Consider the following 26,492-nt stretch of genomic DNA (forward strand, 5'->3'; position numbering starts at 1 on the left):
GGCCTTACCGCCCGGTCCCCGCGTAGACCACGGCCTCGGATTCGCCGCCCAGGTCGAAGGCGTCGTGGATGGCCCGGACCGCCTTGTCGAGGTCGGTGTCCCGGCAGACCACCGAGACCCGGATCTCGGACGTGGAGATCATCTCGATGTTGACCCCCGCCGCGCCGAGCGCGGCGAAGAAGGCCGCCGCGACCCCCGGGTGCGAGCGCATACCGGCGCCGATCAGGGAGGCCTTGCCGACGTGGTCGTCGTAGAGCAGGCCCTTGAACTTGACCACGTCCTGGATCTTGCTGAGCGCGGCCATCGCGGTCGGGCCGTCGGTCTTGGGCAGCGTGAACGAGATGTCCGTGCGGCCGGTGCCCTCGGTGGAGACGTTCTGCACGATCATGTCGATGTTGATCTCGGCGCCGGCCACGGTGTCGAAGATCCGCGCGGCGGCGCCCGGCTCGTCGGGCACCCCGACAATGGTGATCTTCGCTTCGCTGCGGTCGTGGGCGACCCCGGTGATCAGTGCCTGTTCCACAGGAAGGTCCTCCATCGATCCGGTGACCATCGTGCCGGTGTTGGTCGAGTATGACGAACGGACATGGATCGGCAACCCCGCGCGCCGGGCGTACTCGACGCTGCGCAGGTGCAGCACCTTGGCGCCGCAGGCGGCCAACTCCAGCATCTCCTCGTAGGTGATCTGCTTGATGTGCCGGGCGTTCGGCACGATCCGCGGGTCGGCGCTGAAGATGCCGTCCACGTCGGTGTAGATCTCGCAGACGTCCGCTTCGAGCGCGGCGGCGAGCGCCACGGCGGTGGTGTCCGACCCGCCCCGGCCCAGCGTGGTGACGTCCTTGGTGTCCTGCGAGACGCCCTGGAAGCCGGCCACGATCACCACGGCACCCTCGTCCAGCGCGCCCTTGAGGCGGCCCGGGGTGACGTCGATGATCCGCGCCTTGCCGTGCACCGAGGTGGTGATCACGCCGGCCTGCGAGCCGGTGAACGAACGGGCCTCGTACCCGAGGTTGTGGATGGCCATGGCGAGCAGCGCCATGGAGATCCGCTCCCCGGCGGTGAGCAGCATGTCCAGCTCGCGGCCCGGCGGCAGCGGGCTGACCTGGTTGGCCAGGTCGAGCAGCTCGTCGGTGGTGTCCCCCATCGCGGAGACCACCACCACCACGTCGTCGCCGGCCTTGCGGGCGGCCACGATGCGCTCGGCCACCCGCTTGATCCGCTCGGCGTTGGCGACGGAGGACCCGCCGTACTTCTGCACCACCAGTGCCACGACGGTGCACTCCCTCCCAGCGACCCTGAGCGTGCCGACGCCGCCGGGATTCGGCCCGGCGGCGCGTGTCAGACCCGTTCAGGGTATCCCGTGGCGGTCCTCGCCGGTCCGGGTGATCCCACCATCCGGCCCCGGCGTGGGCCGGCTCACCAGGGCCGACCCGGACCGACGGGCGACGCGACACGCCGGGGCGACAGCCGCCCGGCGGGCTCCCGAGACCCGTCCCGGCACCGGAGAATGTGTCGGTGCACGCTCACCTCCGCGCGGCCCGGCGGCTGACCGGCGCCCTGGCGATCGCCATGCCGGCGCTCCTCGCCGCCTGCACCGCCGACCCTCCGACGCCGCCCCCACCCAGCGCCACCGCCGACCCGGTGCCGGCCGGGATGGACGCGGCGCGCGACGAGCTGGCCGCCCTGGCGGCCGCCGCGCTGGACCGCCACCTCACCGCCCGGTACACGCTGAACGCGGCGGACGCCCCGGACCGCACGATCGTGGTGACCAGCGCCAACGACGGCAGCTGGCGGGTCGACGTGCCGGCCTGGGGGCTGGGTGGCACGGTCGACATCTCGCTCGCCGCCACCGCCGACGGGCTCTTCCAGTGCGCCCTGCCGTCGGCCGGCCGGCCGGACCCGGCCTGCGTACGCCTCGGCGACCCCGACGACACCGTGCCGCGGCGGCTCGATCCCCGGGTGCAGCACCCCTTCACCGACTGGCTCGAGGTGCTCACCGACCGGCGGGCCCCGCTCGCGGTCTCGCCCGCCACCCCGCCGTCCGGGGTCAGCGGCCAGTGCTACTCGGTCGAGTCGACCTCGGCCTCGCTGAACGCGCCGCTGGACGTCGGCATCTACTGCTACCAGCCGGACGGCACCCCGACCGCGGTACGCGCCGCTTTCGGCACGCTCACCCTGGCGGGGCCGCCCGGCCCGGCGTCGGCGACGGTGCAACTGGCCGGGCCGGTGGTGGACAGCGAGCCGCTCGACAGCGCCGCGCCGTCCCCGGCCGACAGCCCGAGCGCGGAAACGCCGTGACCCGTTGTCCTGTTAAGGGTCGTATTGGCCACCCTGTCAGCGCCCCCGCCAAGCCGGGCTGACCACGCCGGATCAGCTCGACGTCGCGGGCCGCGTCGCCCTGACCGGTCGGAGAGCGCCCGAGGTCACCCGCCCCGGCTGGCCCGGAGCAGGACGGCGGCCGCCTCGGTGCCCCGGTAGAGGACGTGCCGGCCCTGCCGGGACCGGGAGACCAGCCCGGCGGCGTGCAGCGCGGCGAGGTGCTGGGAGACGTTCCCGCAGGACATCCCCGTCCGGCGGGCCAGGTCGGTGGTGGTTGTCGCGGTGTCGAGCAGGTTGAGCAGCGCCGCCCGCCCCGATCCGATCACCCGGGCCAGCGGGTCAGCGGCCGCGACCGGGGGCGCCTCCCAGAGCGTGGCCACGGCCCGCACCGGGTACGTCCCGCCGGGCGGCGAATCCTCCAGCAGGTTCCACAGGACCCGGGACGAGGTGAAGATCCCCGGGTTCAACGCCAACCCACGGCCGCCCAGGTCAAAGTCGAGCCGCCAGGGATCGTCGCTGATCACGCGGTCGCCGGCCCAACGTACGGTCGGGTGGAGCGTGCCGAGGGCCTGCCCCGCACCACCATCGGCCAGCCGCGTCGCCCGGTGGGCGATGTCCGCCTCCAGCAACGCCCGCATCCGCGGCCAGTCCGGAGCGATCGCCGCGTCGTGCCACACCTGTACGGCGGTGACCAGGTCGGGCAGCACGGCCTTCGGGTCTCTGCGCAGCGCGTCACCGAAGGGGCCCAGCGGTCCCCGGCGGGTGGTGGCGAGCAGGTCCCGGACCACCACGTCCGGCGGGGTGGCGGCGATCTGCTCGAGCTGTTCCTCGAACTCCGCGTCCGGCCCGGGCGGTGGCGGGGTGAGGAAGTCGGGCAGCCACCTGCGGGGACGGGTCAGCTCCCGGAGGGGGCCGACCGCGACCGCGACATCGGGCCGCCGGATGATCTGCCGGGCGCGGTCGATCCAGGGCAGGTGGACGGCACCGCGCACGGGGCACCGCAGCGTCCAGAGACTGGACACCGTGTCCCAGACGGCGGAGACACCGAACCGCAGTCCCGCGACGTCCGACGCGCTGAACCGCAGCTGCGACATCTCCACCCCCGCCGAGAATTCGCTCCAGCCTAAAAGGCTCGACCCGGCCGTGGGGGGCACGGTTTGCTCTGGCGCCATGGGGATCAGGGACACCATCCGCACCGCCGTGAGCCACGTCGTACCGCCGGCGGGCCTGACCCGCGCCCTGGCCGTGCAGGCCATGGTGTACGCGATCGGCCACGGCCTCTTCCAGGCCGGCAGCGCCGTCTTCTTCACCCGGGCACTGGGGCTGAGCCCGACCCAGGTGGGGCTCGGGCTCTCGCTGGCCGCCGGGGTGTCCCTGCTCGGCACGGTCCCGCTCGGCGCGCTCACGGACCGGTACGGCGCGCAGCGCGTCTGGCTCGTCGGGCTGCTCGCCGAGGCGGCGCTCTTCGCGGCGTACCCGTTCGTGGGCGGCTTCGCCGGCTTCCTGGCCGTGGTGGTCGCGCTGGCCGTGGTGGACGCGAGCGCCGGCGTGGCCCGAAGCGTCTACTCGATCAACGTGCTGCCGCCCGACCAGCGGGTGACCGCGCTGGCGTACCAGCGCTCGGCGCTGAATGTCGGCTTCGGGCTCGGCGCGGTGATCAGCGGCGTGGTGCTGGCCCTGGACACGATGGTCGCGTACCGGGGGATGGTCTGGTTCAACGCGGCGATGCTGCTGGTCACCGCCGTCTTCGTGGTCCGGCTGCCCCGGGTGCCGGTCGCCCCGCGCTCGGTGGAGAAGACCAGCCGGCTGGCCGTGCTCACCGACCGGCCGTTCATGGCGGTGTCGCTGCTGGCCGGGCTGCTCAGCTCGCACGGCACGCTCTACCTGGTGGTGCTGCCGCTCTGGGTGCTCAGCCACACCGACGCCCCGCGCACCCTGATCGCGGCGCTGGTGCTGCTGAACACGATCCTCGCGGTGCTGCTGCAGGTACGCGCCAGCCGGGGCGCGGAAGCGGTGGCCGGCGCCGGCCGGGCGCTGCGCACCGGCGGCCTGCTGATCGCCCTGTTCTGCCTGATCCTGCCGATCTCGGCGCTGACCAGCGGGGTGGTGACCATCGCGGTGCTGGTGGTCGCGGCGGTGGTGCTCACCCTCGCCGAGCTGGTCCAGTCGGCCGGCGCCTGGGGGATCACCAGCACCATGCCGCCCGCCGCGCACCGGGGCGCGTACGTCGGGGCCTTCCGGCTCGGCGGACAACTCCAGTACCTGGCCGCCCCGGCCGGGCTGACCGCGCTCGGGGTGAGCACCGGCGGCTGGGGCTGGCTGCCGATGGCCGCGCTCTTCGGCGTCGCCGCCGTCGCGGCGGTGCCCCTGGTCGACTGGGCGGCCCGCCGCCCCCGCCTCGGCGAGGACGAGGTCGTTGCGATCGGCGAGCCGGCTACCGTGGCGAGCTGACCAGAGACCCGTCACTGGGACCCACGTCTCAAATTGCGGACCGCGCTACCACGAACCCACGTGATCACGTAGGGTCACCCTGTCATGTGGCAGGCGCTCCTTCTCCTTGGCTGCCGCGACGAGGCCTGACGGCCGGCACCTCGTCGCGGAGTTGAACCGCGCCGTCCAGCACATCCGAACTTCTCATCGGCACCGCCCGGCAACGTCGCCCGGCAGCACGCCGACACCTTCCGATTGCTGACGCCACATTTCAGGGGAGCACTCCGTAATGGCTCAACCCGCCATCGACGCTGAAACCGATCCGATCGCCCGGCAGCGCCCCAGCCGGATGCCGTTCCAGCGCTACCAGCCCTACCACCAGCAATTCCGGATCGACCTGCCGGACCGCACCTGGCCGACCCGCCGGGTCGAGGCCGCGCCCCGCTGGTGCGCGGTCGACCTCCGCGACGGCAACCAGGCGCTGATCGACCCGATGTCGCCGGAGCGCAAGCGCCGGATGTTCCAGCTGCTCGTACAGATGGGCTACAAGGAGATCGAGGTCGGCTTCCCGTCGGCCAGCCAGACCGACTTCGACTTCGTCCGGCAGCTGATCGAGCAGGACCTGATCCCGGAGGACGTCACCATCCAGGTGCTCACCCAGTGCCGGGAGCACCTGATCGACCGGACCTTCGAGTCGCTGCGCGGCGCCCGGCGGGCCATCGTGCACTTCTACAACTCGACCTCGACGCTGCAGCGGCGGGTGGTCTTCGGCCTGGACCGGGACGGCATCGCCGACATCGCCACCCAGGGCGCCCGGCTCTGCCGGAAGTACGCGGAGATCCACACCCCGGACACCGACATCCACTACGAGTACTCCCCGGAGTCGTACACCGGCACCGAGCTGGACTACGCGCTCGAGGTCTGCGCCAAGGTCATCGAGGTGATCGACCCCACCCCGGACCGGAAGCTGATCGTCAATCTGCCGGCCACCGTCGAGATGGCGATGCCGAACGTGTACGCCGACTCGATCGAGTGGATGCACCGGCGCCTGCCCCGGCGAGACAGCCTGGTGCTGAGCCTGCACCCGCACAACGACCGGGGCACCGGGGTGGCCGCCGCCGAGCTGGGGCTGCTGGCCGGCGCCGACCGGATCGAGGGCTGCCTCTTCGGCAACGGCGAGCGGACCGGCAACGTCGACCTGGTGACGCTGGGGTTGAACCTGTTCTCCCAGGGCATCGACCCGATGATCGACTTCTCCAACATCGACGAGATCAAGCGGACCGTCGAGTATTGCAACCAGCTCCCGGTGCACGAGCGGCACCCGTACGCGGGCGACCTGGTCTACACCGCCTTCTCCGGCTCCCACCAGGACGCGATCAAGAAGGGCTTCGAGGCCCTGGCGAAGGATGCCGAGTCCGCCGGGGTGCCGGTCGACCAGCACACCTGGGCGGTGCCCTACCTGCCGATCGACCCGAAGGACCTGGGCCGCACCTACGAGGCGGTCATCCGGGTCAACTCGCAGTCCGGCAAGGGCGGCGTCGCCTACATCATGAAGACCGAGCACCAGCTCGACCTGCCGCGCCGGCTCCAGATCGAGTTCTCCGGCGTCGTGCAGCAGGTCACCGACCATGACGGCGGCGAGGTCGACCCGGCCACCATGTGGGAGATCTTCGCCCGCAACTACCTGGTCGACCACCAGGCCGACCCGACGCTCACCCTGGCCAGCTACGCCATCGGCACCGCGGACGGCAAGGTGGAGATCGAGGCCCAGGTCGGCTTCGGCGGTGCGCAGCAGTCGCTCACCGCGGTCGGCAACGGCCCGATCGACGCGTACGTCAACGCGCTGCAGTCCCTCGGCGTGGCGGTACGGGTGCTCGACTACCACGAGCACGCGATGTCCTCCGGTGGGGACGCGCAGGCCGCCGCGTACGTGGAGTGCGAGGTGGACGGCCGGACCGTCTGGGGCGTCGGGGTGGACGCCAACATCGTGACCGCCTCGGTGAAGGCGGTCACCAGCGCGGTCAACCGCGCCCGGGGCTGAGTCTCCGGCGGCGTCCGGCACCCGCCGGACGCCGCCGCCCGGCCCTGCGGTCACCGGGTGGGCGGCGGCCCGGTCAGCCGTCGGTGCGGGGCACGCCCTGCCGGGCCAGCCGATCGATCACGGCCTGTTCCTGATCCGGCCCGGCGATCGGCGCCCGCACCACCACCGACGACCCCGTGTCCCGGACAAGCCGGTCCAGATAGGACCGGAGCAACGGGTCGGCGGGGCGCGGGGTCACCGCCGCCGGGTCGGTCACCTCGATGACGATCACCCGCTGGGTGTGTCGGTGCGGCCGCCCGGTTCCGCCCGGTGGCCGATGGCCCCACCGCACCCAGTGGACACTGCCGCGTCAGGCCCGCCGGTCAGCGGCGCCGCTCGGGCGGGGTCGAGGCGGGCAGCGACGGGCAGGGCTGCGCGGGCGGCGCCTCCCGCTCCGGTCGGTGGATCAGCAGCGCGGCCATCGCCGCGCCGGCCAGCAGCAGTCCGGCGCACCAGAGCATCGCGCCACGGAAGGCGTCCGTCAGCTGGGCCTTCTGCTCGTAGCCGCTACCGGAGAGGCCGACCAGCAGCGGCAGCGCGGCCACCGCCAGCAGACCCCCCGCCCGGGAGGCCGCGTTGTTGAAGCCGCTCGCCACGCCGGCGTACCGGTCGGCCACCGCGGCCAGCACGGAGGCGGTCAGCGGCGCCACCACCAGGGTGAGCCCTGCCCCGAACAGGACCACCCCGGGCAGCACGTCCACCCAGTACGACGCGCCCGGCCCGACCCGGCGCAGCAGCAGCAGGCCGACCGCCGCGACCACCGGGCCGACGGTGAGCGGCAGCCGCGGACCAATCCGCGCCGAGAGCGCGCCGGCCCGGGACGAGCCGGCCGCCAGCAGCACCGTCATCGGTACGGTGGCCAGGCCGGTGAGCATCGCCGACCAGCCGACCACGTTCTGCAGGTAGACGGCCAGGAAGAAGGTGAAACCACCGAGGGCCGCGTACACCACCACGGTGAAGACGTTGAGCGCGGAGAAGAGCCGGCTGGTGAAGAGTCCGGTGGGCAGCATCGCGGCGTCCCCGCGGCGCCGTTCGACCAGTACGAAGGCCACCGCCGCGACCACCCCGACCAGCAGCGCCAGCAGCACCGGGAGGGAGCGGACGCCGCGGGCCGGGGCGTCGATCAGCGCGTACGTCACGCCGCCGAGGCCGAGCGCGCCGAGCAGCGCGCCGGTCACGTCGAACCGCCGGCCCCCGCCACGCGACGCCGCCTCGTCCCGGCTTTCCGGCACCCAGCGCAGCGCAGCGAGCACCACCGCCACGGCCAACGGCAGGTTGATGAAGAAGATCCACCGCCAGGAGAGCGTGTCGATCAGCCAGCCGCCGAGGAGCGGACCGAGGGCGGTGGAGACGCCGGAGAGCCCGGCCCAGATGCCGATCGCCTTCCCCCGGTCGTCCGGATGGAAGCTGGCCTGCAGCACGGAGAGCGAGCCCGGGGTGAGCAGCGCCCCGCCGGCGCCCTGGAGAAAGCGGGCCGCGATCAGCCAGCCGGTCCCCTGGGCCAGCCCGCACAGCAGCGAGGCGCCGGCGAACCACACCACGCCGAGCAGGAAGACCCGTCGTCGGCCGAACCGGTCGCCGAGCGCCCCGCCGAGCAACACGAACGCGGCCAGCATGAGCAGGTAGCCGTTGATGGTCCACTGCAGACCGGCGACCGTTGCGCGGAGTTCGGCGCCGAGCCGGGGCAGCGCCACGTTGACCACGGTGGCGTCCAGGAAGACCATGCCGGAGGCGAGGGTGGCGGCCAGCAGCGTGCCCCGCCCGGCGGCGGTGCCCGTCCGGAGCGCGGGAGCGGGTGCGGTCATGGTTACCAATCTTCCTGCCGATCCAATCGGGACGCCTCGAATCGCCGAAACCGTCCGGGAGTACTGTGCGGGATCGCCGGGAGCGCGCAAGCTGGAGAGGTGTCGTCTGTGCGTACCAGATCAGGAGCCCGCGCCGCGACGGCGGCCGCGCTCGCCGCGGCGATCGCCCTCGGCGCGGCCGGCTGCGTGCCGGTCGACGAGGCGGAGCCGGAGCCGAGCAGCAGCGGCACCGTCACCCAGCAGCTCGGCGAACTGACCGTCGCCGCCGCCGGCTCGATGAAGGGCTACAGCCGGGCGCGGTTCCCGCACTGGCGGGACACCGGCAAGAACTGCGACGTCCGCGACAGCGTGCTCCAGCGGGACGGGGAGAGCATCAAGCTCTCCGGTTGCAACGTGGTGGCCGGGCGCTGGGAGAGCCCCTACGACGGTCTCGTCTTCACCGATCCGGCCGACGTGGACATCGACCACGTGGTGCCGCTGGCCAACGCGTGGCGCTCGGGCGCGGACGAGTGGGACGACTCGAAGCGCGGCGACTTCGCCAACGATCTGACCCGGCCGCAGCTCGTCGCGGTTTCCATGCGCTCCAACCGGGCAAAGGGTGATCAGGACCCGTCCCAGTGGAAGCCGGCGAACCGGTCGTACTGGTGCCAGTACGCGGCAGACTGGGTGACGGTCAAGCACTACTGGCGGCTGACGGTGACCAGTGCCGAGAAGGCCGCCCTCACCGAGATGTTGGAGGGCTGCACATGGGCGAACAAACCGTGACCGGGGAGCGGCAGCGGACCGCGGACATCACGGCCGGTCCGGGCGGGGTGATGACCGACGAGGTCGGCGTGGTGACCGGGGAGCTCACCCTGCGCACCGAGTATGCCGACGGACAGGTCACCCTGCGGGTGCAGTACAAGGACGCCGACGAGTGGTACACGGTGACCGGCGGCAAGGTGGCGCTGGCCGACCCGGCCGGGCTGGACGCGGTGCACGGCATCGCGGTCGCCCTGCTCAACCGCCCCGAGGGCTGAAACGGCCGAGGCCCCCTTCCCGTGTCGGGAAGGGGGCCTCGTGCCGTACTCACGGCGTGGGGATCAGCTCACCGGTGTCACCCGAGGCCGCGCCCTCGTCCGGCCGGACCAGTTCCGGCTCGACCTCGTGCGGGCGGATCCGCCCGGCCGCGATGTCCTCCGCGTAGTGGCAGGCCACCCGGTGCCCGCTGAGCACCTCGCGCAGCGCCGGCCGCTCGTCCGCGCAGCGGGTCGGCTGCGCCCACGGGCAGCGGGTGTGGAACCGGCACCCGGCCGGCGGGTTCGTCGGCGAGGGCAGGTCGCCGGCGAGCAGGATCCGCTCTCGGCGGTCCTCCACCAGCGGGTCCGGCACCGGCACCGCCGACATCAGCGCCTTGGTGTACGGATGCATCGGCTCGCGGTAGAGGTCGTCGCTGGACGCCTCCTCCACCAGGCCGCCCAGGTACATCACCCCGACGGTGTCGGCGATGTGCCGGACCACCGCCAGGTCGTGGGCGATGATCAGGTACGTCAGGCCGAGCTCGTTCTGCAGGTCCTCCATCAGGTTGAGCACCTGCGCCTGGATCGACACGTCCAGGGCGGACACCGGCTCGTCGGCGACGATCAGGTCCGGGTCGAGCACCAGCGCCCGGGCGATGCCGATGCGCTGCCGCTGGCCGCCGGAGAACTCGTGCGGGTACTTGCTCAGCGCCGAGGCGGGCAGGCCGACCGCGTCGAGGGTCTCCCGCAGCCGCCGGCTGGTGGCCGCCTTGTCGTCGGCCAGGCCGTGCGCCTTGAGCCCCTCGACCAGCAGCGACTCCACCGACTGCCGGGGGTCGAGGCTGGACAGCGGGTCCTGGAAGATCATCTGCATCCGACGGCGGGCCCGGCGCATCGACTCGCCCTTGAGCGAGCGGATGTCGGTGCCGTCGAAGACGATCTCACCGGCGGTCGGCTCGACCAGGCGCAGCAGGCCCCGGCCCAGCGTGGACTTGCCGCAGCCCGACTCGCCCACCAGCCCGTACGTCTCGCCCTTGTTGATCGACAGTGAGACACCGTCGACGGCGTAGACGTAGCCGACCGTACGGTCGAAGAGCAGACCGCTCTTGATCGGGAAGTGGACCTTGACGTCGCGCAGTTCGACCAGTGGTCCGGTCCGCTCGGTCACGGCACCGCCACCTCCTCGGAAACGGGGTTGTTGCAGCGCAGGTCGCCGCCGGTCGCGGTGGGTTCGAGCGGCGGCGTGCCCTCCAGGCAGGCGTCCACCACGTTGCCGCAGCGGGGCGCGAACGCGCACCCCTCGACCCACGGGATGTTGTCGGCCACCGAGCCCCGGATGGCGTGCAGCCGCTCGCCCCGCGGCGAGTCCAGCCGCGGCACCGAGTTGAGCAGCCCGTGGGTGTACGGGTGCCGCGGCCGGGCGAACAGCTCGTGCCGGTGCGCCCGCTCCACCACCTTGCCGCCGTAGAGCACGTTGACCGTGTCGCAGAGGCCGGCCACCACGCCCAGGTCGTGGGTGATCATGACCAGCGCGGTGCCGGTCTCGTCGACGAGCTGCTTGAGCAGGGTGAGGATCTGCGCCTGGATGGTCACGTCCAGGGCGGTGGTCGGCTCGTCGGCGATGAGCAGACGCGGCTTGCACGCCAGCGCGATGGCGATCAACGCGCGCTGCCGCATGCCGCCGGAGATCTGGTGCGGGTACTCCTTCAGCCGCCGGTTCGGGTCGGGAATGCCGACCGCGTCGAGCAGTTCCCGGGCCTCCTTCAGCGCCACCTTCCGGTCCATGCCCCGGTGCCGCTCCAGCACCTCAGCCACCTGGGTTCCGATGGGGACCACCGGGTTCAGCGAGGAGAGCGGGTCCTGGAAGATCATGCCGATGTCCCGGCCGCGCCGGTCACGCATGTCGTCGGGCCTCAGCTTGAGCAGGTCGGCGCCGTCGAAGAGCACCTCGCCGGTGACCTTGTTGCCGCGCTTGGGCAGCAGGCCCATGATCGCCAGGCTGGTCACGCTCTTGCCGCAGCCGGACTCGCCGACCAGGCCCACGGTCTGCCCCGGCTCCACGCTGAAGCTGACCTTGTCGACCGCGGTGAACGGCCGCTCACCGCGGCGCTGGAACACCACGCTCAGGTCGCGTACGTCGAGCAGGCTCATCTGGTCACTTCCTCACCGTACTGGTCTTTCGCTCGCGACTGCGGGGCTCGCAAGCTCACTCCTCGCGCTCGCCGCCGGCCCGCGCCGGCCGTGCTGGTCCGTCGCATCGCCGTCACCGCCGGTTCTTCGGGTCGAGCGCCTCGCGCATCGCCTCGCCGAGCAGGGTGAAGCCGAGCGCGACGATGATGATCGCGACGGCCGGGTAGTACGCCAGCTCGGGCCGGACCTCGAAGTAGCGCTGGCCGTCCACACCGAGCATCAGGCCCCACTCGGCGCGGTTGATGTCCGGGTCGCCGAGACCGAGGAAGGACAGCGACGCGGCCTCCAGGATGGCGGTGGAGAGGGTGAGCGTGGCCTGCACGATCACCGCGGTCATCGCGTTGGGCAGCATGTGCCGCAACACGATGGACCGTCCCTTGACGCCGAGCGCCCGAGCGGCCAGCACGTGGTCACTCTCCCGCTGCGCCAGCATCGAGCCGCGCAGCAGTCGGGCGAAGATCGGCACGTTGACGACCGCCACCGCGAAGATGACCGTCCACTGGCTGGACCTGCTGGCCATTGCCACCAGGCTGATCGCCAGCAGCAGGGCCGGCAGGGCCAGCATCACGTCGGTGAAGCGCATCAGGATGTTGTCGACCCAGCCGCCGAAGGCGCCGGCGATCGCGCCGATCAGCACGCCCAGGCCCAACCCGATCAGGGTGGCCACCACGCCGACGAAGAGGGTCTGCCGACTGCCGTAGATCAGGCGGGAGAGGAAGTCCCTTCCCAGCGGGTCGGACCCGAGGGGAAACTCGCCGCTGGCCCCGGGAATGTTGTCGACGGTGAGGTTCCTGGTGAGCTCGTCGAAGCGCTGCGCCGGGTCATGCGGCGCGAGCAGCGGCGCGAGGATCGCCACCAGGATGAAGAGGCCGACGATGGACGCGCCGACGATGGCCACCGGGTTGCGCCGCAGCCGACGGAACGCGTCCCGGGCGAGGCTCACGCCGCCCTTGTCGGCGGTCGCGCGGGCCAGTTCGTCCAGTCGCGCCTTCTTCCGGTCGCCGAGCAGTCCGATGCTGCGCTCGCTCGTGCCGTCGCGTCGCTGGTCGCCGCCGTGCTTGTCGGCGCCGTCGCGGGGCGCGGCCACGCCGGGCCGGGTGATCGGGTCACTCATCGCACACGCACCCTCGGGTCGATGAAGGCGTAGGAGAGGTCGACCAGGAGGTTGACCACCACGAAGACCAGCGCGGCCAGCAGGATCAGCGCCTGGAGGACCGGGTAGTCACGGCCGCCGCTGATCGAGTCCGTGATCAGCGTCCCCAGGCCGCCCCAGTTGTAGACCTTCTCGGTGAGCACCGCGCCGGAGAGCAGCGCGCCGGTCTGCAGGCCGATGATGGTGACCACCGGCAGCAGGGCGTTGCGCAGGATGTGCCGGCCCCGGATGGTTTTGTGCCGCAGGCCCTTCGCCTCGGCCGTGCGGACGAAGTCCTCGTTGAGCACGTCGAGCACGCTGGCCCGGGTGATCCGCACGATCACCGCCAGTGGGATGGTGGCCAGCGTGAACGCCGGCAGGATCAGGTGCCACAGCGCGTCGGCGGTGGCGTCGAACTCCCGGGTGAGCAGTCCGTCGAGGACGAAGAAGCCGGTCACCTCGGTGTTGTCCACCCCGGTGCTGATCCGCCCGGATGGCGGGAACCAGTGGATGTTCTGGGTGAAGACGTCCTTGAGCAGGTAGCCAAGGAAGAAGATCGGGATCGAGATGCCGAGCAGGGTGCCGGCGATGCTCAGGTTGTCCAGCAGCCGGCCCCGGTGCCGGGCGGCGAGGTAACCGAGCGGTACGCCGAGCCCGACCGCGATGATCATGGCGACCAGGGCCAGCTCGATGGTGGCCGGGAAGGCGCGGCCGATCACCTCCGAGACCGGGTCGCCGGTCCGGATGGAGTTGCCGAAGTCGCCGCTCAGGACCCGCTGCATGAACTTGCCGTACTGCACCAGGATCGGCTGGTCGTAGCCGAGCGCCTTGATCAGCAGGGCTCGGCGCTCAGGGGTGGCGCGCTCACCGAGCAGCGCCTCGACCGGGCCGCCGGGCAGGTTCCGCAGCCAGATGAAGATGAGCGCCGACAGCGCTATCAGGGTCACCACCAGCTGCAACAGGCGGCGGACTATGACTCGCAACATCTCTCACACCAGATTCTCGATAACAGCGGGTCGGCCCGGGCCGGGAAGCCCGGCCCGGGCCGATTCCGTGTGCGGCGTCAGCGGCGTCCTCAGCCGACGCTGACGGTGTTGAACCGCTCGTCGGTCAGCGGGCTGGCGACCAGACCCTTGACGTCCTTGGTGACCACGATGGCCGGCGGGGCGTGCCAGATCGGCACGGCCGGCAGCCACTTGGCGGCGATGTCGCGGTTGACCTGCTCCCAGGCGGCCTTCTTGCCGGCCTCGTCGACCGTGCCGTCAGCCTTGGTGATGGCGTCGAACATGTCGGTCATCGCCGCGTCACCGAACTCGTTCTTGGCCCGGCCGAAGAACGTGCCGACGAAGTTGCCCGGGTCGTTGTAGTCACCGGTCCAGCCGAGGATGTGCAGGTCCTGCTTGCCGAACTGCTGCACGTCGTCCTTGTAGCCACCGTTCCACGGGCGGGCCACACCGTTGACCTTGATGCCGACGGCCTGCAGGTCGTTGGCCAGGACGGTGAAGATCTCCTGCGGGTTCGGCATGTACGGCCGGGAGACGTCGGTCGGGTAGTAGAAGTTGAGCGTCAGGTTCGTGACGCCCGCCTCCTTGAGCAGCTGCTTGGCCTTGTCCGGGTTGTACTCGTACTTCTGCACGTCCGAGGCGTAGCCGAGCACGGTGTCCGGCATGAACTCGTCGGCGACCTTGGTGCCACCCGGGCCCTTGGTCTGGACGAGCTGCTGACGGTTGAGGGCGTACGCGATCGCCTGGCGCACCCGCAGGTCCTTCAGCTTCGGGTTCTTCTGGTTGAAGCCCAGGTAGAGGATGTTGAACGCCGGGCGGTCGAGGACCTGGAAGCCCTCACCGGAGAGCGCCTTGCGGTCGGCCGGGGCCGGGAAGTCGATGCCCTGGACGGTGCCCGCCCGCAGCTCCTGCTTGCGAGTGTTCTCGTCCTTGATGACCTTGATGACCAGCTTGTCGACCTTGGCCTTCTCGCCCCAGTAGTCGGGGTTCCGGTTCAGGGTGATCTCACCCTTGGCCTTGTCCCAGCCGCCGAAGGTGAACGGGCCGGTGCCGACCGGGTGCTCGTTGGCGAACGCGCTGTACTCGAAGGAGTCGCCGTTCTGCTTGACCGTGTCGGCGTCGTACTTCTTCAGCGCCTCCGGGCTGGAGATCGACAGCGCGGTCAGCGCGAAGGCGCCGGGGAAGGCGCCCTTGTACTGGTTCATCGTGACGACGGCGGTGGCGTCGTCCTTGGCCTCGCACTTGTTGTAGACCGACTTGCCGGCGTCCGGGCTGTCGTTCTTGGCGAAGCCACCGAAGACGTCCATGTAGTAGATCATCTGCGACTGGGCGGCGGCGCCCTTCATGTTGTACCAACGGTCGAAGTTGAAGCAGACCGCGGCGGCGTTGAAGTCGGTGCCGTCGTGGAACTTCACGCCCTTGCGGAGGTGGAAGGTCCAGACCTTGCCGTCCGCGTCGTGCTCCCAGCTCTCCGCCAGCGCGCCCTGCAGGTCGGCCGTGCCCGGCTTGTTCTGCACGAGGGTGTCGTACATCTGGCGGATCGGTCGGAACGACTCACCGTCGTCGTTGAAGATCGGGTCGAAGTTCTTCGGGTCACCGGCACCCGCGAAGACGAAGGTGCCGCCAGTCTTGGCCCCACCGCTGTCCCCGTCGCGCTCGCTCTTGGCGCAGCCGGACGCCCCGACCGCCAGAGCGGCAGCGGCCGCCAGGGCCACGGCCGCTTTAAGCCTGCTCGCCTGCATCTCTCACCTCTGTCATGCGCATGTCCACGCCGAGTTGTGACTCAGTCCGTGTGCGGGAGGCTATGGCACGACACACAGAAGCGGAACGGCCGTTAGGCAATTGCTATCAAGCCGACACCAAGCCGTCGGGTCTGACAGCGCCGGATCTTCCGGCAAACAGGACTGTCACACCCGCAGGTCCGTCGGGTGACCAGTCAGACCACCGCAAATCGACACACATGCGACCTCCATCGGGCTGAGGGCGGTCCGAGTGACGTGGGGCACATGTCCAACATTCGGAATACGGGAACAGCGCTGGCCGGCACCTAGGTGCCGGCCAGCCGCGTACGCGGGAAGGGTCAGACGGCCCGCCGGCCCTCGAACGCCCGGCCGAGGGTGATCTCGTCGGCGTACTCCAGGTCGCCGCCGACCGGCAGACCACTGGCCAGCCGGGTCACCGCGATCCCCATCGGCTTGACCATCAGGGCCAGGTAGGTCGCCGTCGCCTCGCCCTCCGTGTTCGGGTCGGTGGCGAGGATCAGCTCCCGCACCGCGCCGCCGCTCAGCCTGGTCATCAGCTCGCGGATCCGCAGATTGTCCGGCCCGATCCCCTCCAGCGGATTGATCGCACCGCCGAGCACGTGGTAGCGGCCGCGGAACTCACCGGTCCGCTCGATCGCCACCACGTCCTTCGGCTCCTCCACCACGCAGAGCACCTCGTCCGTGCGACGCGGGTCGCGGCAGATCCGGCACTGCTCGGACTCGGCCACGTTGAAGCAGGTGGTGCAGAACCGCACCAGCTCCTTGACCTTGCGCAGCGCGCCGGCCAGCCGGTTCACGTCCGCCGGATCCGCCGACAGGACGTGGAAGGCGATCCGCTGGGCGCTCTTCGGGCCGACCCCCGGGAGCCGCCCCAGCTCGTCGATCAGGTCCTGGATGGCACCCTCGTACATCTGCCGGCTCAGAACCCGGGCAGGCCGAGGCCGCCCATGCCGCCCGCGACCGGGCCCATCTTCTGCTCGGTCAGCTCCCGGGCCGCCTCGGCGGCGTTGTGCACGGCCGCGACGACCAGGTCCTCCAGGGTCTCCACGTCCTCCGGGTCGACCGCCTTCGGGTCGATCTTGATCGCCTTCAGCTCACCGGTGCCGGCGACGGTCGCAGTGACCAGGCCGCCGCCCGCGGTGCCGGTCAGCTCCGCCTCGGCCAGCTCGGCTTGAGCCTTCGCGATCTGCTGCTGCATCTTCTGCGCCTGCTTCAGCATCTGCTGCATGTTCGGCTGTCCACCTGGGCGCACGATGGCTCCTTCTCGCACTCGTCTGCTCGGCCGCCGCCCAGCCTAGTCGGGCGGCGGCACACGTCCTCGACGACCGACATGGTCAGCGCGCGTCGACCTCGTCGATCTTCTCGGCCCCGAACGCCTCCCGGAGCAGCTGCACCGCCTGCTCCTCGCTGGACTGCCGGGCGGTCTGCTCGTCGATCACCTCGTCCAGGGGCTCGTCGCCCGGGTCGAAGCCCTCGTACATCGGGGTCGCCGGCGCCGCACCGCCCGTCCGTCCAGCGCCGGGCAGCGGGCCGTCGTAGTCCGGGTCGTAAGGGGGCTCGCCGGCCCAGTCGGCGTCCGCGGTCTTCGGCGCCGCCGCCGCGGTGCGCGAGCCCTTCGCCGCCCCGGCACCCGCCGCGGCCGCCGCCGCCCGGGCCGCCGCGATCGCGCTGCTCACCGGCACGCCGCCGGTGCCGGCCGCCGTGGGCTGCGGCGGCGCCGCCGGCGGACCGGCCGGCTTCGGTACGGCGGGAGTGGTCGTCGCGGTGACCGCCGTGGCGGTCGCGGGCGCGCCGCCCGGGCGGACCGGTTCCGGCCAGTCGTCCGAGCCAGCGGTCGCGGCGCCGCCGGGCCGGGCCGGCTCCGGCCAGTCGTCGCCCCCACCGGCGCTGCCACCCGGGCGGGCCGGTTCGGGCCAGTCCTCCTCGTCGTCGCCGCCCGACGGGCCGGCCCCGGTCACCCGGCCGACCGAACGTCGCGCCGAACCACCGCCGGCCGTGCCGGTCGCTCCACTGGCAGCGCCGCCGGACGAGGGGGACTCGGCACCGGCGGACGAGCGACCCGGGCGGGCCGGGCCGCCGCCGGACGAGCGAGACGCGGCGCCGCCGGACGAACCGCCCGGACGTGCCGGGCCGCCTGAGGAGGTCGACCCGCCCGTGGCCCCGCCACCACCCGAACCACCGGCCGGGCCGTTGGCGGCCGTCGTGGCGGTCGACGCCGGAGCCGGCCGGGCCGGGGCGGCCGGGCGGGCCGGGCCGCCCAGCGACACGCCGCCCCGCTCACCGGCCACCTCGCAGCGGATCTCCCAGCGGCCGCCCAGCTCCTCGTAGAGCGCATCGGCGAGCACTGGGGCATGGTCGGACATCATCTTGGCCAGCACCGTCGACTTCACCGTCAGCACCAGCGTGTCGCCGTCCAGCTCGCGGACGACCGCGTCGCGCATCAGCGCCGCGATCCGCTTGTTGGTCCGATTGACCTTGCCGACCACCTCGGGCCAGACCCGGCGCACCGCCACGGCGTCCAGCCCGCCGGGCGCCGAGCCCGGGCGGGGCGGCTCGGGGATGGCTGGGTCAGGCATCACCGCCGACGGCGGAACGGGGCGACGGGCGGGAGCGCCGGAGCTGGTTCCACCGGCCACGGCGCCCGTCGGGGCGGAACCGCCCGGGGACGGGTCGGCCGTTTCCGCGGCGACCTGCGCGGGACGGGAACCGGCGGCCGCAGCGGCGGCGCGGGCGGCGGGCGCAGCGGCGGCGCGGGCGGCGGGCGCCCCGGACGGGGCCCCGGCAGCCGCCGGCGTGCCGGCGGTCTCCGGGTGGGACGCGGCGGCAGTCGCGGGCGCGGCGGGAGGCTCCTGGCGTACGGAAGCGGCGGGGGCGACCGGCGCGGGGCCGGCGGCGGCGGACGGCGGCTCGACGCCGCCCAGGGTGAGCCGGCGCTCCATCCGCTCCAGGCGCTGGAGCAGGCCACCGGTCGAGTCGTCCGCGCCGGGCAGCAGCATCCGGGCGCAGATCAGCTCCAGCAGCAGCCGGGGTGCGGTGGTGCCGCGCATCTCCACCAGGCCGTTGTGCACGATGTCGGCGCAGCGGGAGAGGGTGCCGGGGCCGAGCTGCTGGGCCTGGGCGGTCATCCGCTCGATCTGGTCCGAGGGACCGTCGATCAGGCCCTTGGCGGCGGCGTCCGGCACCTGCTGGAGCACGATCAGGTCGCGCAGCCGTTCCAGCAGGTCCGAGGCGAACCGGCGCGGGTCGTGCCCGGCCTCGGCCACCCGGTCGACGGTGGCGTACGCGGCCGCGCCGTCCCCGGCGGCGAGCGCGTCGCACATCTCGTCGATCAGCGCCGAGTCGGTCACCCCGAGCAGCGCGGCGGCCCGGGCGTAGCTGACCCCCTCCTGGCCGGCACCCGCGATGAGCTGGTCGAGCACGGAGAGGCTGTCCCGGGCGCTGCCGCCACCGGCGCGCACCACCAGCGGGAAGACCGCTGGCTCGACCCGGACCCCCTCCGCCTCGCAGAGCTGCTCCAGGTACGGCCGGAGCACCTTCGGCGGGAACAGCCGGAACGGGTAGTGGTGGGTCCGCGACTTGATCGTGCCGAGGACCTTCTCCGGCTCGGTGGTGGCGAAGATGAACTTGACGTACTCCGGCGGCTCCTCGACCAGCTTGAGCAGGGCGTTGAAGCCGGCCGACGAGACCATGTGCGCCTCGTCGATGATATAGATCTTGAAGCGGCTGCGAGCCGGCGCGAAGAACGCCTTCTCGCGCAACTCCCGGGCGTCGTCGACGCCGCCGTGGCTGGCCGCGTCGATCTCGATGACGTCGATCGACCCGGCGCCGTCGGGGGCCAGCGAGCGGCAGGACTCGCACTGCCCGCACGGCTCGGGGGTGGGGCCCCGCTCACAGTTGAGCGAGCGGGCCAGGATCCGGGCGCTGGAGGTCTTGCCGCAACCGCGGGGGCCGGAGAAGAGGTACGCGTGGTTGAGCCGCCCGCTGCGCAGCGCCTGCGACAGCGGCTCGGTGACGTGCTCCTGGCCGATGACCTCGGCGAAGGTGCGCGGCCGGTACTTGCGGTAAAGGGCCAGTGCCACCCGTCCCGCCTCCTCTCGACCGAGCCATTCTGCGCCGGTCGGGCACGGGTGACCAACCACCACCCCGCGACCTGACCCGCAGGGACGTTACCGGGACCCGGAGACAGAAAGGCCCCCCGTGCACCCGTCAGAGCTCGCTTATCCTTGCTGCCTTCCGGCCCTGGGGAGGTTCACGAGATGCACGCCGCACGGGGGGTGAGTCAAGAGTACCCGAACTCCAGTGGATCATCAGGGGGTGGTGGGGTGGCCGGCCCACCGGGGACCTGTATCCTTGCGGACGGAGGATTCGCCTAGAGGCCTAGGGCGCACGCTTGGAAAGCGTGTTGGGGTAACCCCCCTCACGAGTTCGAATCTCGTATCCTCCGCTCGCCTGAGCAGCGCCAACGCCCGGCGGGTCGACACCGACCCGCCGGGCGTTTGATCTTGCGGTCTCAGTTTTTGTCTCAGTTGGCCGGCACGGGCACTCCCGCCGGCCCATCGTCCGGATCCGTGTCGGCCCCGCTGTGTGGCGGCAACTACGGGGATGCCGGCGGCCCGGCCCCGGGCGACCAGGTCGCGCCGGTCTGGGCAACCAGGCTGAGCGTCGAGTACGACATGGGGCTCAAACGCATCGCCGAAGGCACCCGGAAGGCTGCGTTGAGGCTGGGCGAGGAAAGCGGTAACGCTGCCATTTCGGGCTGGGCTCACGAGATGCGGGCTTGGTACGCGCTGACGCAGGGCGACTATCGAGGCGTCATCGCGGCCGCCGAGGCCGGCGAACGTGGCGGACCCGGCGAAGTTCGACTTCTACGCGATGGACTGCTATCGCATTGCGGGCGAAGACCGCCTGGCGGAGATGTACGCCCGCGAGGTCATCCGCTCGTCGACCAACCCGGACGGGACCGAGCGCAAGCCGATGCGCAACACCGAAGCCCGGATCACCCTCGGCGTGGTGGCGGCCAGGGCGGGAGACCTTGAGCGCGCAGTTTCCTACGGCCGACGGGCACTAGAAGGAGACGGCAAGTCGCTGCCGTCACTTCTGATGTGTTCGAAGGAGTTGGCGACCCTACTGCGGGAGCGGTACCCGACGGAGCCGGAGGCGGTCTCGTACCTCGACGAGGTGCGAGCCCTCAGCGCGAGCTGACCCCGTCGTCGCTCCCGCCTTCGGTTGCTTGGCTTGGGCGACCGCCGACGCCAGGGCGGGGACGGCTCTCATGCCAGGACACGACCCGGCTCGGGCGCCACATGTGAGTGCGCCCCACCGTCGCATCCGGCTCCGGCATCTGACCCCGCTTCCGGTAGTTCGTCACGGGGCCTGCTCGGGGTGCACGTGCCGCTTCCCACCACGGCCTCGCCGCGCAGTGCCACCAAGCCCGCGCCCGCTGGTACCACCACCGAACCCGACTCACATGATCAGACCATGAAGTACGGCGAAACTACTACGGAGGCGTGCCCGGCGTTTCCCCTCTAATGCCGCGATGGATCAGCCACGAGGTTGCCGGCCAAGCGGCAAAGAAACCGATGATCAACCCGATCTGGTGAATGAACCAAAACACCGGATTGTTAGGCCGCAGGGCCTCCGGGAAAACAAGATGTTCCACTAGCTCTATCCAAATAAATAGGACGAGCTCGACCGCGGATACGGTCAGCAAGTCCTCTCTGGCGACGCTCCTTATTGCAGCCCATACTCTTCGGCCACCTGTGTGGGCCTCGGTGGCGTAGCGGAATGCGACGCCTACGGCCACCGCGCCTACGAAGTCGCCGATGTACAAGGGCCGCAACGTTTCGCCGGCCGTATCGATGCGAAGGCCGAAGATAATCACCGTAGCAATGATGGCACCTAGGGTGCAGTGGGCAAGACAGTGACAGAGTCCGAATACAACAGCAGCATGTCGCGGCTTCTTGGGCGGGTTGCCGTATCGCTGCCGCCACCGGGGAGATTGGGGCCTACCCCACTTCCTGTAAGCCATGACGGCTGCTGGGCCGAAGTACAGGGCGGTGACCGGCCAGACTAACTCCATGACCTTAACCGGCTGACGATGCCCACCAATAAAGGAGTCGACAACGATAACGGCGGCGCTGGCTGACCCCAACACGAGCGTTGCCCACGAGAGCATCAGGAGCCACGTTGGTTGCAAAAGTCATCTCCCTTCACTCCAGGCCACCACGGGCTGGGGATAGCTGGGGCGTTAGCCCAAGGCGGGGACTTGAGCTGCGAACCGAGCACGTTGCCGCAGGTAACGTGCGGGCCGACCTGAGTTCCGCTTCAACGTATGACAATCGAGGCGAGGAACGGGGAATGACCGCATCAGGCAGGCGTGCTTCCATGACGGGCATGACCAAGCCGGACGGCCGACCGACCGCGAAGCCGGCTGCTCGGGGCGCCTGGTTCCTGGCCTTCGGCTCGGCGATGCTCCCGCTTGAGATGTGGGTAGGCGACCATCCACTCCGGGGACATCGTCGTGGGGGGCTCGGTGACGAGCCTCGTGGCCCTCTGCCGGGCCGCATTGCTCCATCGACAGCAACGGTGACAGCAAAGCACTTGGACAAGGGCAGCCGCCAGCGGCCGGGTGCAGACAGCCGCCCGAGGTCGTGAATGCACACGGACCCCGCCGAACATAGCGCCTAGAACTTACGAACGAGGGATCTCGGATCCCGGCCACGCCCAGACGTAGGAGACTGGAGCGATGTTCGTCGAGCCACAGCCCGGTAGCGGCTTCGACAAGATCGCGCCGGCTTACCTCGTCCGCCGACTGCTCGGCCGGCTCATCGGGCGCAACGACAAAGACGAGACCGGACCGCAGGTACAGCAGCGGAGCACAGCAACGCCAGCAAGCACAAGGACGCGGCGTTCGAGCTCACGCTCGGCTGATCACGTCGACGAAGGCCGGGCACGCTCGCCGTGTCGGCCCTTCGTGTCGCTTCTGCTGCGTACCCGCGTTTGGGACGAAGTGAGTTATCGCCGCTCGTGACCGATCCTCAGCGACCGCGGCCGACTGCTAGGACTGAAGGTCGGTCCTTCGTCGTTCATCACCGCCGCTGGCTGCGGGCCACCAACAGTAGACCGGACCGGTCACTGTCAGGACGGAGCCAGCACAAATCCCACTGAGGCCCACCGCCACGTTCCCGCCCTGCCAGGAAGAGACCGGCTACGCCGTCGCGGAGAGGTAGTAAACGGCGAGCCACAGGATGCCGCCCGCATAGAGGCCAACTAGACCGAGCGCCATCAGGAAAATCTCCGCTGCGGTCAGTGGCGCCAGCCGTGGCCGTTCGGCGCTGGGTAGGAGGGCCGGCCCCATCAGGGACCGGCCCTCCGTCGTCTCTACGGTCTTCTCGTCTCAGTTGTCGTCTCACTTGCCCTGTTCCGGCCCGTCTGGCTGCCCGTTGCCGGACTCTCCCGGCCGGCGGGTCGCCCCAGATCAGTCCGCCGAGCTGCTGTGCGATGTCCCGGTCAGGTTGCGGCCGGCACCGCCTCGGCGGCCGTCTTGATGAGCTGCAGCACGTCATCTGGGTGGGAGACCATCGCCACGTGGTTGGTCGGGACCTCCGCGGTGGTGGCGCCCATGCGAGCGGCGAACTGCCGCTGGGCATCGGGCGGGATCGCCTGGTCGCCGTCGGCGACCAGGAACCAGGACGGCAGCGACCTCCAGGCCGGGACGCCCATCACCTCCTGGAGGGCGCTCCCGTGCAACGGCTGCTGGACCGCGGACATGACCTTGGCCTTGACCGGGTCGACGTCGGCCGCGAAGTGGTTGACGAAGTCGTCCTCGGGCAGCCAGGCGAAGCCGTGCTGGTCGACGTCGAGATGCGCCAGGGCGGGACTCGGCGGTCCCTGGCCCAGGAGGGCGCCGATCGACTCGCCCTCATCCAGCCCGAACCCGGCGATGTAGACCAGGCCAACGACGTTGGGCGTGTCGGTACCGAGCGCGGTGATGATCTGGCCGCCGTAGGAGTGCCCGGTAACGACGGTCGGCCCGTTCTGGCGGGCCAGGACCTGGCGCAGCCGGGCGACGTCATCGGCCAGCCTGGTCATCGGGAACTGGGGTGCGGTGACGCTGTACCCGTCGGCCTGCAGGTGCTCGATGACGGCGCTCCAACTGGAGCCGTCGGCCCAGGCGCCGTGCACGAGGACGATGTTCGGCAGCGCAGTCATGTCAGGGCTCCTTCCCGGTCTGCGCTCGACTGTGACAACCCGCTGACTCCCAGGGCTGCACCCCGGACGGCACCCCACACCCATTACCCGTCTTGAGGGCTTCTGCGGGTGACCTGCACCGGGCACGCTGGCGGGTCATGAGGCTGCGGCAATCACGCCCTGGCCGGCCTTGGCGGGCGCCCCTCCCCTTCGGCATCCAGAACACCGCACGCCGGTCAACCGGTGAAGGACTCGGGGCCGAAGCGGCCCCACGCGACGAAGCCGACCGGGGCAAGGTAGACCAGATCCCCCGCGACGAAGCCGGCCAGGGCAAGGTGGACCAGATCCCTCCTTGAACCTAGCAAGGCACCGAGACGGACGGAGTCAGTTCTCGAACGCCCGCCCCGGTGCCGGCGCTTACTGACCACCGGTCGGCCTCGATCGTGGCGCCGCGCTTCGTGTCGCCGGTAGGACTGGGTGGTGGGATCACGCGTACCGAGGTGCTGCGACCCAATTTTCCAGAGGATGAGGATCTGGTGGTCCGGGCCAGTGTTGGGGTAACCCCCCTCACGAGTTCGAATCTCGTATCCTCCGCCTCACACGAAGGGCCGGTCCCTGGGCCGGCCCTTCGTCATGTGCGGCGGGCGTCACCCTGACCACCCGGCGCGGCCGGGGCCGGTGCCGGCCGGGGCTCAGCCGGACTGGGTCGGAGCGACTGCTCTACCAGGGTCGGCCCCGGCTCGATCGGCGGCGCCGAGCGACCCCCGAGCAGGGCCCAGCCGGCGAGCAGCGCCGCGCCGACCGCCGCCACGAGCAGGATCACCCGGTGGTCGACCAGCACGAGCACACCGGCCCCGGCGACCACGGCCACCGTGCCCAGGCCGAAGGTGAGCATGTTGACCGTGGCCGAGACCCGCCCGACCAGCGCGCTCGGGGTCTCCCGCTGCACCGCGGTCCAGACGGTGACCAGCGCCAGCGGGACACCGAATCCGACCGCCACCCCGCCCGCGACCACCAGGGCGAGGGAGGGCGCGGCCCGCAGCGCGAGCCCCTGCCGCGAAGACCGCGATCGCCGCCGCGGTCACCCGCCGGTCGCCGAACCGGCGCAGCAGCGACCCGGCGGCCAGGCCGCCGAGCAGCGACCCCACGCCCTGGACCGTGGCGAGCACGCCGTTGAACTCCGGCGGCCGGTGCAGGCCGGCGTCGACCACGGCGTACGCGACGGCGCCGTTGATCCCTACCAGGAGCATCGTGACGCCGGCGCAGAGGACGAGGTGCCGCAGCGGGCCGTGTCGGCGCAGGTGCGCCACCCCGTCGGCGAGCTGGCGGTCCCAGCGATCGGGTGGGGGCGGCGGCTCCTCAGGTACTCGGATCAGGGTGAAGGTCAGCGCGGCGAGGAGGAATGTCGCGGCGTCCAGCAGCGCCACCGGCTGCCCGCCGTACGCGGCGAAGAGGCCGGCGCCGACCAGCGGGACGATCAGCTTCATCCCCTCGTTGATCGTCACCCGCAGCCCGTTGAAGTCGCCGAGGAGCTCGCCCGGGACCACGGACGGGACCAGCGCCGCCTCGGCCGAGTCGAGCAGCACGATGCTCACTCCGTACGCGGTCATCACCGCGAAGATCAGCCAGATCCGGGCCGCGGAGTCCACGAGCAGCAACACCGGGAGCAGCACCGCCATCGCGGCGTGCAGGCCAATCAGCAACGGCCGGCGCCGCAACCGATCGGCGAGCACCCCGATCAGCGGGCCGACCAGGGTGGGGCCCCAGATGCCGAGGGTGACCAGGCCGGCCTGGCTGCTCGACCCGGTCAGTGCCTTCACCCAGATCCCGGCGACCAGCACCATCGCCGACGTGCCGAACCCGGAGACCAGCACCCCACCGAGGTAGAGGCCGGCGTTCCGGTTGGTCAGGACCCTGGTCGTACCCCAGCTCATGGCACCTCCCCCGCGCGGGCCGATTCTGTCGGCCGACCAACCCCCTAGTCAATGCTTGGGGGTTGCTTCCGGTTTACTGGCGGTCGTGAGCACCACCGATCCGCGCCTGCGCGCGCTGGCCCACCCGGTACGGCTGCGCATGCTCTCGCTGCTGTGGAGCGCGCCGCTTTCCGCCGCGGCGCTCGCCCGCGAGCTGGAGATCTCGCACGCGCTCGCCAGCCAGCACCTGCGTCGGCTGAACGCCGCCGGCCTGGTGGAACTGGCCGACGTCCGCACCCGGCGCGGCGGCCGGGAGCGCCGCTACCGGGCGAAGCGTGGCTCGGCGCTCTCTGACCAGCGGGAGGGGCAGGCGCTGCTGGCCGAGTCGCTGGCCCGGAACCTGCTGGACCGGGTGGCCCGCCGGGCGCCGGAGACGGCCGGCGTGACGACGGACGCCGAACTGTGGTTGTCGCCCGAGGACTGGGCGGCGGCCCGGCGCCGGATGATCGCGATCATGACTGAGCTGCACGACGCGGCCCGTCCCCCGCACACCCCCGGTACGGTCCGGGTGGGCGCGACGGTGATGGCCTTCGAGATGACCGACCCCGCCTCCGAGGACTGAGCAGCCGTCGTACACATGTACTATCCACAGCCTGTGGACGCCGAGA

23 protein-coding genes, 1 tRNA gene and 1 other RNA gene are annotated in these 26,492 nt (G+C 71.3%); 9 read left to right on the top strand and 16 right to left on the bottom strand.

Going from position 1 to position 26,492, the window contains the following annotated elements; all coding sequences use genetic code 11:
• Positions 1–4: 4 nt before the first annotated feature.
• Complete coding sequence (locus tag GA0070624_RS02915; protein WP_091336429.1) at positions 5–1,270, bottom strand: aspartate kinase; 1,266 nt, start codon at positions 1,268–1,270, stop codon at positions 5–7.
• A 245-nt stretch (positions 1,271–1,515) separates the two neighbouring features.
• On the opposite strand from GA0070624_RS02915, the gene GA0070624_RS02920 reads away from it, so the two are divergent.
• Positions 1,516–2,298 (top strand): hypothetical protein, encoded by a 783-nt coding sequence (locus tag GA0070624_RS02920; RefSeq protein WP_245718636.1) that lies wholly within the window; start codon positions 1,516–1,518, stop codon positions 2,296–2,298.
• Between the two features lie 125 nt (positions 2,299–2,423).
• On the opposite strand, the gene GA0070624_RS02925 is transcribed toward GA0070624_RS02920, so the two are convergent.
• Complete coding sequence (locus GA0070624_RS02925; protein WP_245719114.1) at positions 2,424–3,413, bottom strand: ArsR/SmtB family transcription factor; 990 nt, start codon at positions 3,411–3,413, stop codon at positions 2,424–2,426.
• Between the two features lie 76 nt (positions 3,414–3,489).
• Between GA0070624_RS02925 and GA0070624_RS02930 the strand changes: the two genes are divergently transcribed.
• Both GA0070624_RS02930 and leuA read left to right on the top strand, forming a co-directional pair.
• Positions 3,490–4,770 carry an MFS transporter gene (locus GA0070624_RS02930; RefSeq protein ID WP_176731571.1) on the top strand — a complete coding sequence of 427 codons (1,281 nt, stop codon included), beginning with the start codon at positions 3,490–3,492 and terminating at the stop codon, positions 4,768–4,770.
• A gap of 268 nt (positions 4,771–5,038) precedes the next feature.
• On the top strand, positions 5,039–6,790 hold the full coding sequence (gene leuA, locus GA0070624_RS02935; RefSeq protein WP_091336433.1) for a 2-isopropylmalate synthase: 1,752 nt from the start codon (positions 5,039–5,041) through the stop codon (positions 6,788–6,790).
• A 73-nt stretch (positions 6,791–6,863) separates the two neighbouring features.
• Here leuA and GA0070624_RS02940 read toward each other — a convergent pair whose 3' ends face one another.
• Together GA0070624_RS02940 and GA0070624_RS02945 are read right to left on the bottom strand one after the other, a co-directional pair.
• The gene (locus GA0070624_RS02940) at positions 6,864–7,061 is read right to left on the bottom strand and encodes a hypothetical protein (RefSeq protein ID WP_091336435.1); all 198 of its coding nucleotides are present in this window, start codon (positions 7,059–7,061) and stop codon (positions 6,864–6,866) included.
• A 91-nt stretch (positions 7,062–7,152) separates the two neighbouring features.
• Positions 7,153–8,634 (bottom strand): MFS transporter, encoded by a 1,482-nt coding sequence (locus GA0070624_RS02945; protein ID WP_091336437.1) that lies wholly within the window; start codon positions 8,632–8,634, stop codon positions 7,153–7,155.
• A 108-nt stretch (positions 8,635–8,742) separates the two neighbouring features.
• On the opposite strand from GA0070624_RS02945, the gene GA0070624_RS02950 reads away from it, so the two are divergent.
• Entirely contained in the window at positions 8,743–9,399 is a 657-nt protein-coding gene (locus GA0070624_RS02950) for an HNH endonuclease family protein (protein WP_091336439.1), read from the top strand.
• Positions 9,297–9,653 carry a hypothetical protein gene (locus GA0070624_RS02955; protein WP_342672761.1) on the top strand — a complete coding sequence of 119 codons (357 nt, stop codon included), beginning with the start codon at positions 9,297–9,299 and terminating at the stop codon, positions 9,651–9,653. The genes GA0070624_RS02950 and GA0070624_RS02955 overlap by 103 nt, the downstream gene beginning before the upstream one ends.
• Positions 9,654–9,702: 49 nt before the next feature.
• On the opposite strand, the gene GA0070624_RS02960 is transcribed toward GA0070624_RS02955, so the two are convergent.
• The 9 genes from GA0070624_RS02960 to ffs all read right to left on the bottom strand — a co-directional run bounded on the left by GA0070624_RS02960 (position 9,703) and on the right by ffs (position 19,998).
• On the bottom strand, positions 9,703–10,800 hold the full coding sequence (locus GA0070624_RS02960) for an ABC transporter ATP-binding protein (protein ID WP_091336441.1): 1,098 nt from the start codon (positions 10,798–10,800) through the stop codon (positions 9,703–9,705).
• Entirely contained in the window at positions 10,797–11,783 is a 987-nt protein-coding gene (locus GA0070624_RS02965) for an ABC transporter ATP-binding protein (RefSeq protein WP_091336443.1), read from the bottom strand. Before GA0070624_RS02965 ends, GA0070624_RS02960 begins: the two co-directional genes overlap by 4 nt.
• Positions 11,784–11,895: 112 nt before the next feature.
• On the bottom strand, positions 11,896–12,936 hold the full coding sequence (locus GA0070624_RS02970; protein ID WP_091336445.1) for an ABC transporter permease: 1,041 nt from the start codon (positions 12,934–12,936) through the stop codon (positions 11,896–11,898).
• Positions 12,933–13,940 carry an ABC transporter permease gene (locus GA0070624_RS02975; RefSeq protein WP_091336447.1) on the bottom strand — a complete coding sequence of 336 codons (1,008 nt, stop codon included), beginning with the start codon at positions 13,938–13,940 and terminating at the stop codon, positions 12,933–12,935. Before GA0070624_RS02975 ends, GA0070624_RS02970 begins: the two co-directional genes overlap by 4 nt.
• An 89-nt stretch (positions 13,941–14,029) precedes the next feature.
• Positions 14,030–15,700 (bottom strand): ABC transporter substrate-binding protein, encoded by a 1,671-nt coding sequence (locus tag GA0070624_RS02980; protein ID WP_091336449.1) that lies wholly within the window; start codon positions 15,698–15,700, stop codon positions 14,030–14,032.
• Positions 15,701–16,038: 338 nt separating this feature from the next.
• Positions 16,039–16,632: a recombination mediator RecR gene (gene recR, locus GA0070624_RS02985; RefSeq protein WP_091336451.1), complete on the bottom strand. Its 594-nt coding sequence runs from the start codon at positions 16,630–16,632 to the stop codon at positions 16,039–16,041.
• A gap of 8 nt (positions 16,633–16,640) precedes the next feature.
• On the bottom strand, positions 16,641–16,949 hold the full coding sequence (locus tag GA0070624_RS02990; protein WP_018786541.1) for a YbaB/EbfC family nucleoid-associated protein: 309 nt from the start codon (positions 16,947–16,949) through the stop codon (positions 16,641–16,643).
• A 106-nt stretch (positions 16,950–17,055) separates the two neighbouring features.
• Complete coding sequence (locus GA0070624_RS02995) at positions 17,056–19,800, bottom strand: DNA polymerase III subunit gamma and tau (RefSeq protein WP_091336453.1); 2,745 nt, start codon at positions 19,798–19,800, stop codon at positions 17,056–17,058.
• Positions 19,801–19,907: 107 nt separating this feature from the next.
• Positions 19,908–19,998: signal recognition particle sRNA small type (gene ffs / locus GA0070624_RS03000), an RNA gene on the bottom strand.
• Positions 19,999–20,079: 81 nt separating this feature from the next.
• Between ffs and GA0070624_RS03005 the strand changes: the two genes are divergently transcribed.
• Positions 20,080–20,165 (top strand) — tRNA-Ser (locus GA0070624_RS03005).
• A gap of 395 nt (positions 20,166–20,560) precedes the next feature.
• Complete coding sequence (locus GA0070624_RS03010) at positions 20,561–20,923, top strand: tetratricopeptide repeat protein (RefSeq protein ID WP_245718637.1); 363 nt, start codon at positions 20,561–20,563, stop codon at positions 20,921–20,923.
• A 295-nt stretch (positions 20,924–21,218) separates the two neighbouring features.
• Here GA0070624_RS03010 and GA0070624_RS35505 read toward each other — a convergent pair whose 3' ends face one another.
• A complete protein-coding gene (locus GA0070624_RS35505; RefSeq protein WP_091336457.1) occupies positions 21,219–21,896 on the bottom strand; it encodes a DUF4396 domain-containing protein in 678 nt (225 codons plus the stop codon).
• A gap of 570 nt (positions 21,897–22,466) precedes the next feature.
• Between GA0070624_RS35505 and GA0070624_RS33740 the strand changes: the two genes are divergently transcribed.
• Entirely contained in the window at positions 22,467–22,751 is a 285-nt protein-coding gene (locus GA0070624_RS33740; RefSeq protein WP_141714919.1) for a hypothetical protein, read from the top strand.
• 479 nt (positions 22,752–23,230) lie between these two features.
• On the opposite strand, the gene GA0070624_RS03020 is transcribed toward GA0070624_RS33740, so the two are convergent.
• Both GA0070624_RS03020 and GA0070624_RS03030 read right to left on the bottom strand, forming a co-directional pair.
• On the bottom strand, positions 23,231–23,932 hold the full coding sequence (locus GA0070624_RS03020) for an alpha/beta fold hydrolase (protein WP_176731572.1): 702 nt from the start codon (positions 23,930–23,932) through the stop codon (positions 23,231–23,233).
• 671 nt (positions 23,933–24,603) lie between these two features.
• The gene (locus tag GA0070624_RS03030; RefSeq protein ID WP_218105101.1) at positions 24,604–25,845 is read right to left on the bottom strand and encodes an MFS transporter; all 1,242 of its coding nucleotides are present in this window, start codon (positions 25,843–25,845) and stop codon (positions 24,604–24,606) included.
• An 85-nt stretch (positions 25,846–25,930) separates the two neighbouring features.
• Here GA0070624_RS03030 and GA0070624_RS03035 point away from each other — a divergent pair, with 85 nt between their 5' ends.
• Complete coding sequence (locus tag GA0070624_RS03035) at positions 25,931–26,446, top strand: ArsR/SmtB family transcription factor (protein WP_176731573.1); 516 nt, start codon at positions 25,931–25,933, stop codon at positions 26,444–26,446.
• Positions 26,447–26,492: the final 46 nt, after the last annotated feature.

It is taken from the genome of Micromonospora rhizosphaerae, from assembly GCF_900091465.1.
In the GTDB taxonomy this organism is placed as follows: domain Bacteria; phylum Actinomycetota; class Actinomycetes; order Mycobacteriales; family Micromonosporaceae; genus Micromonospora; species Micromonospora rhizosphaerae.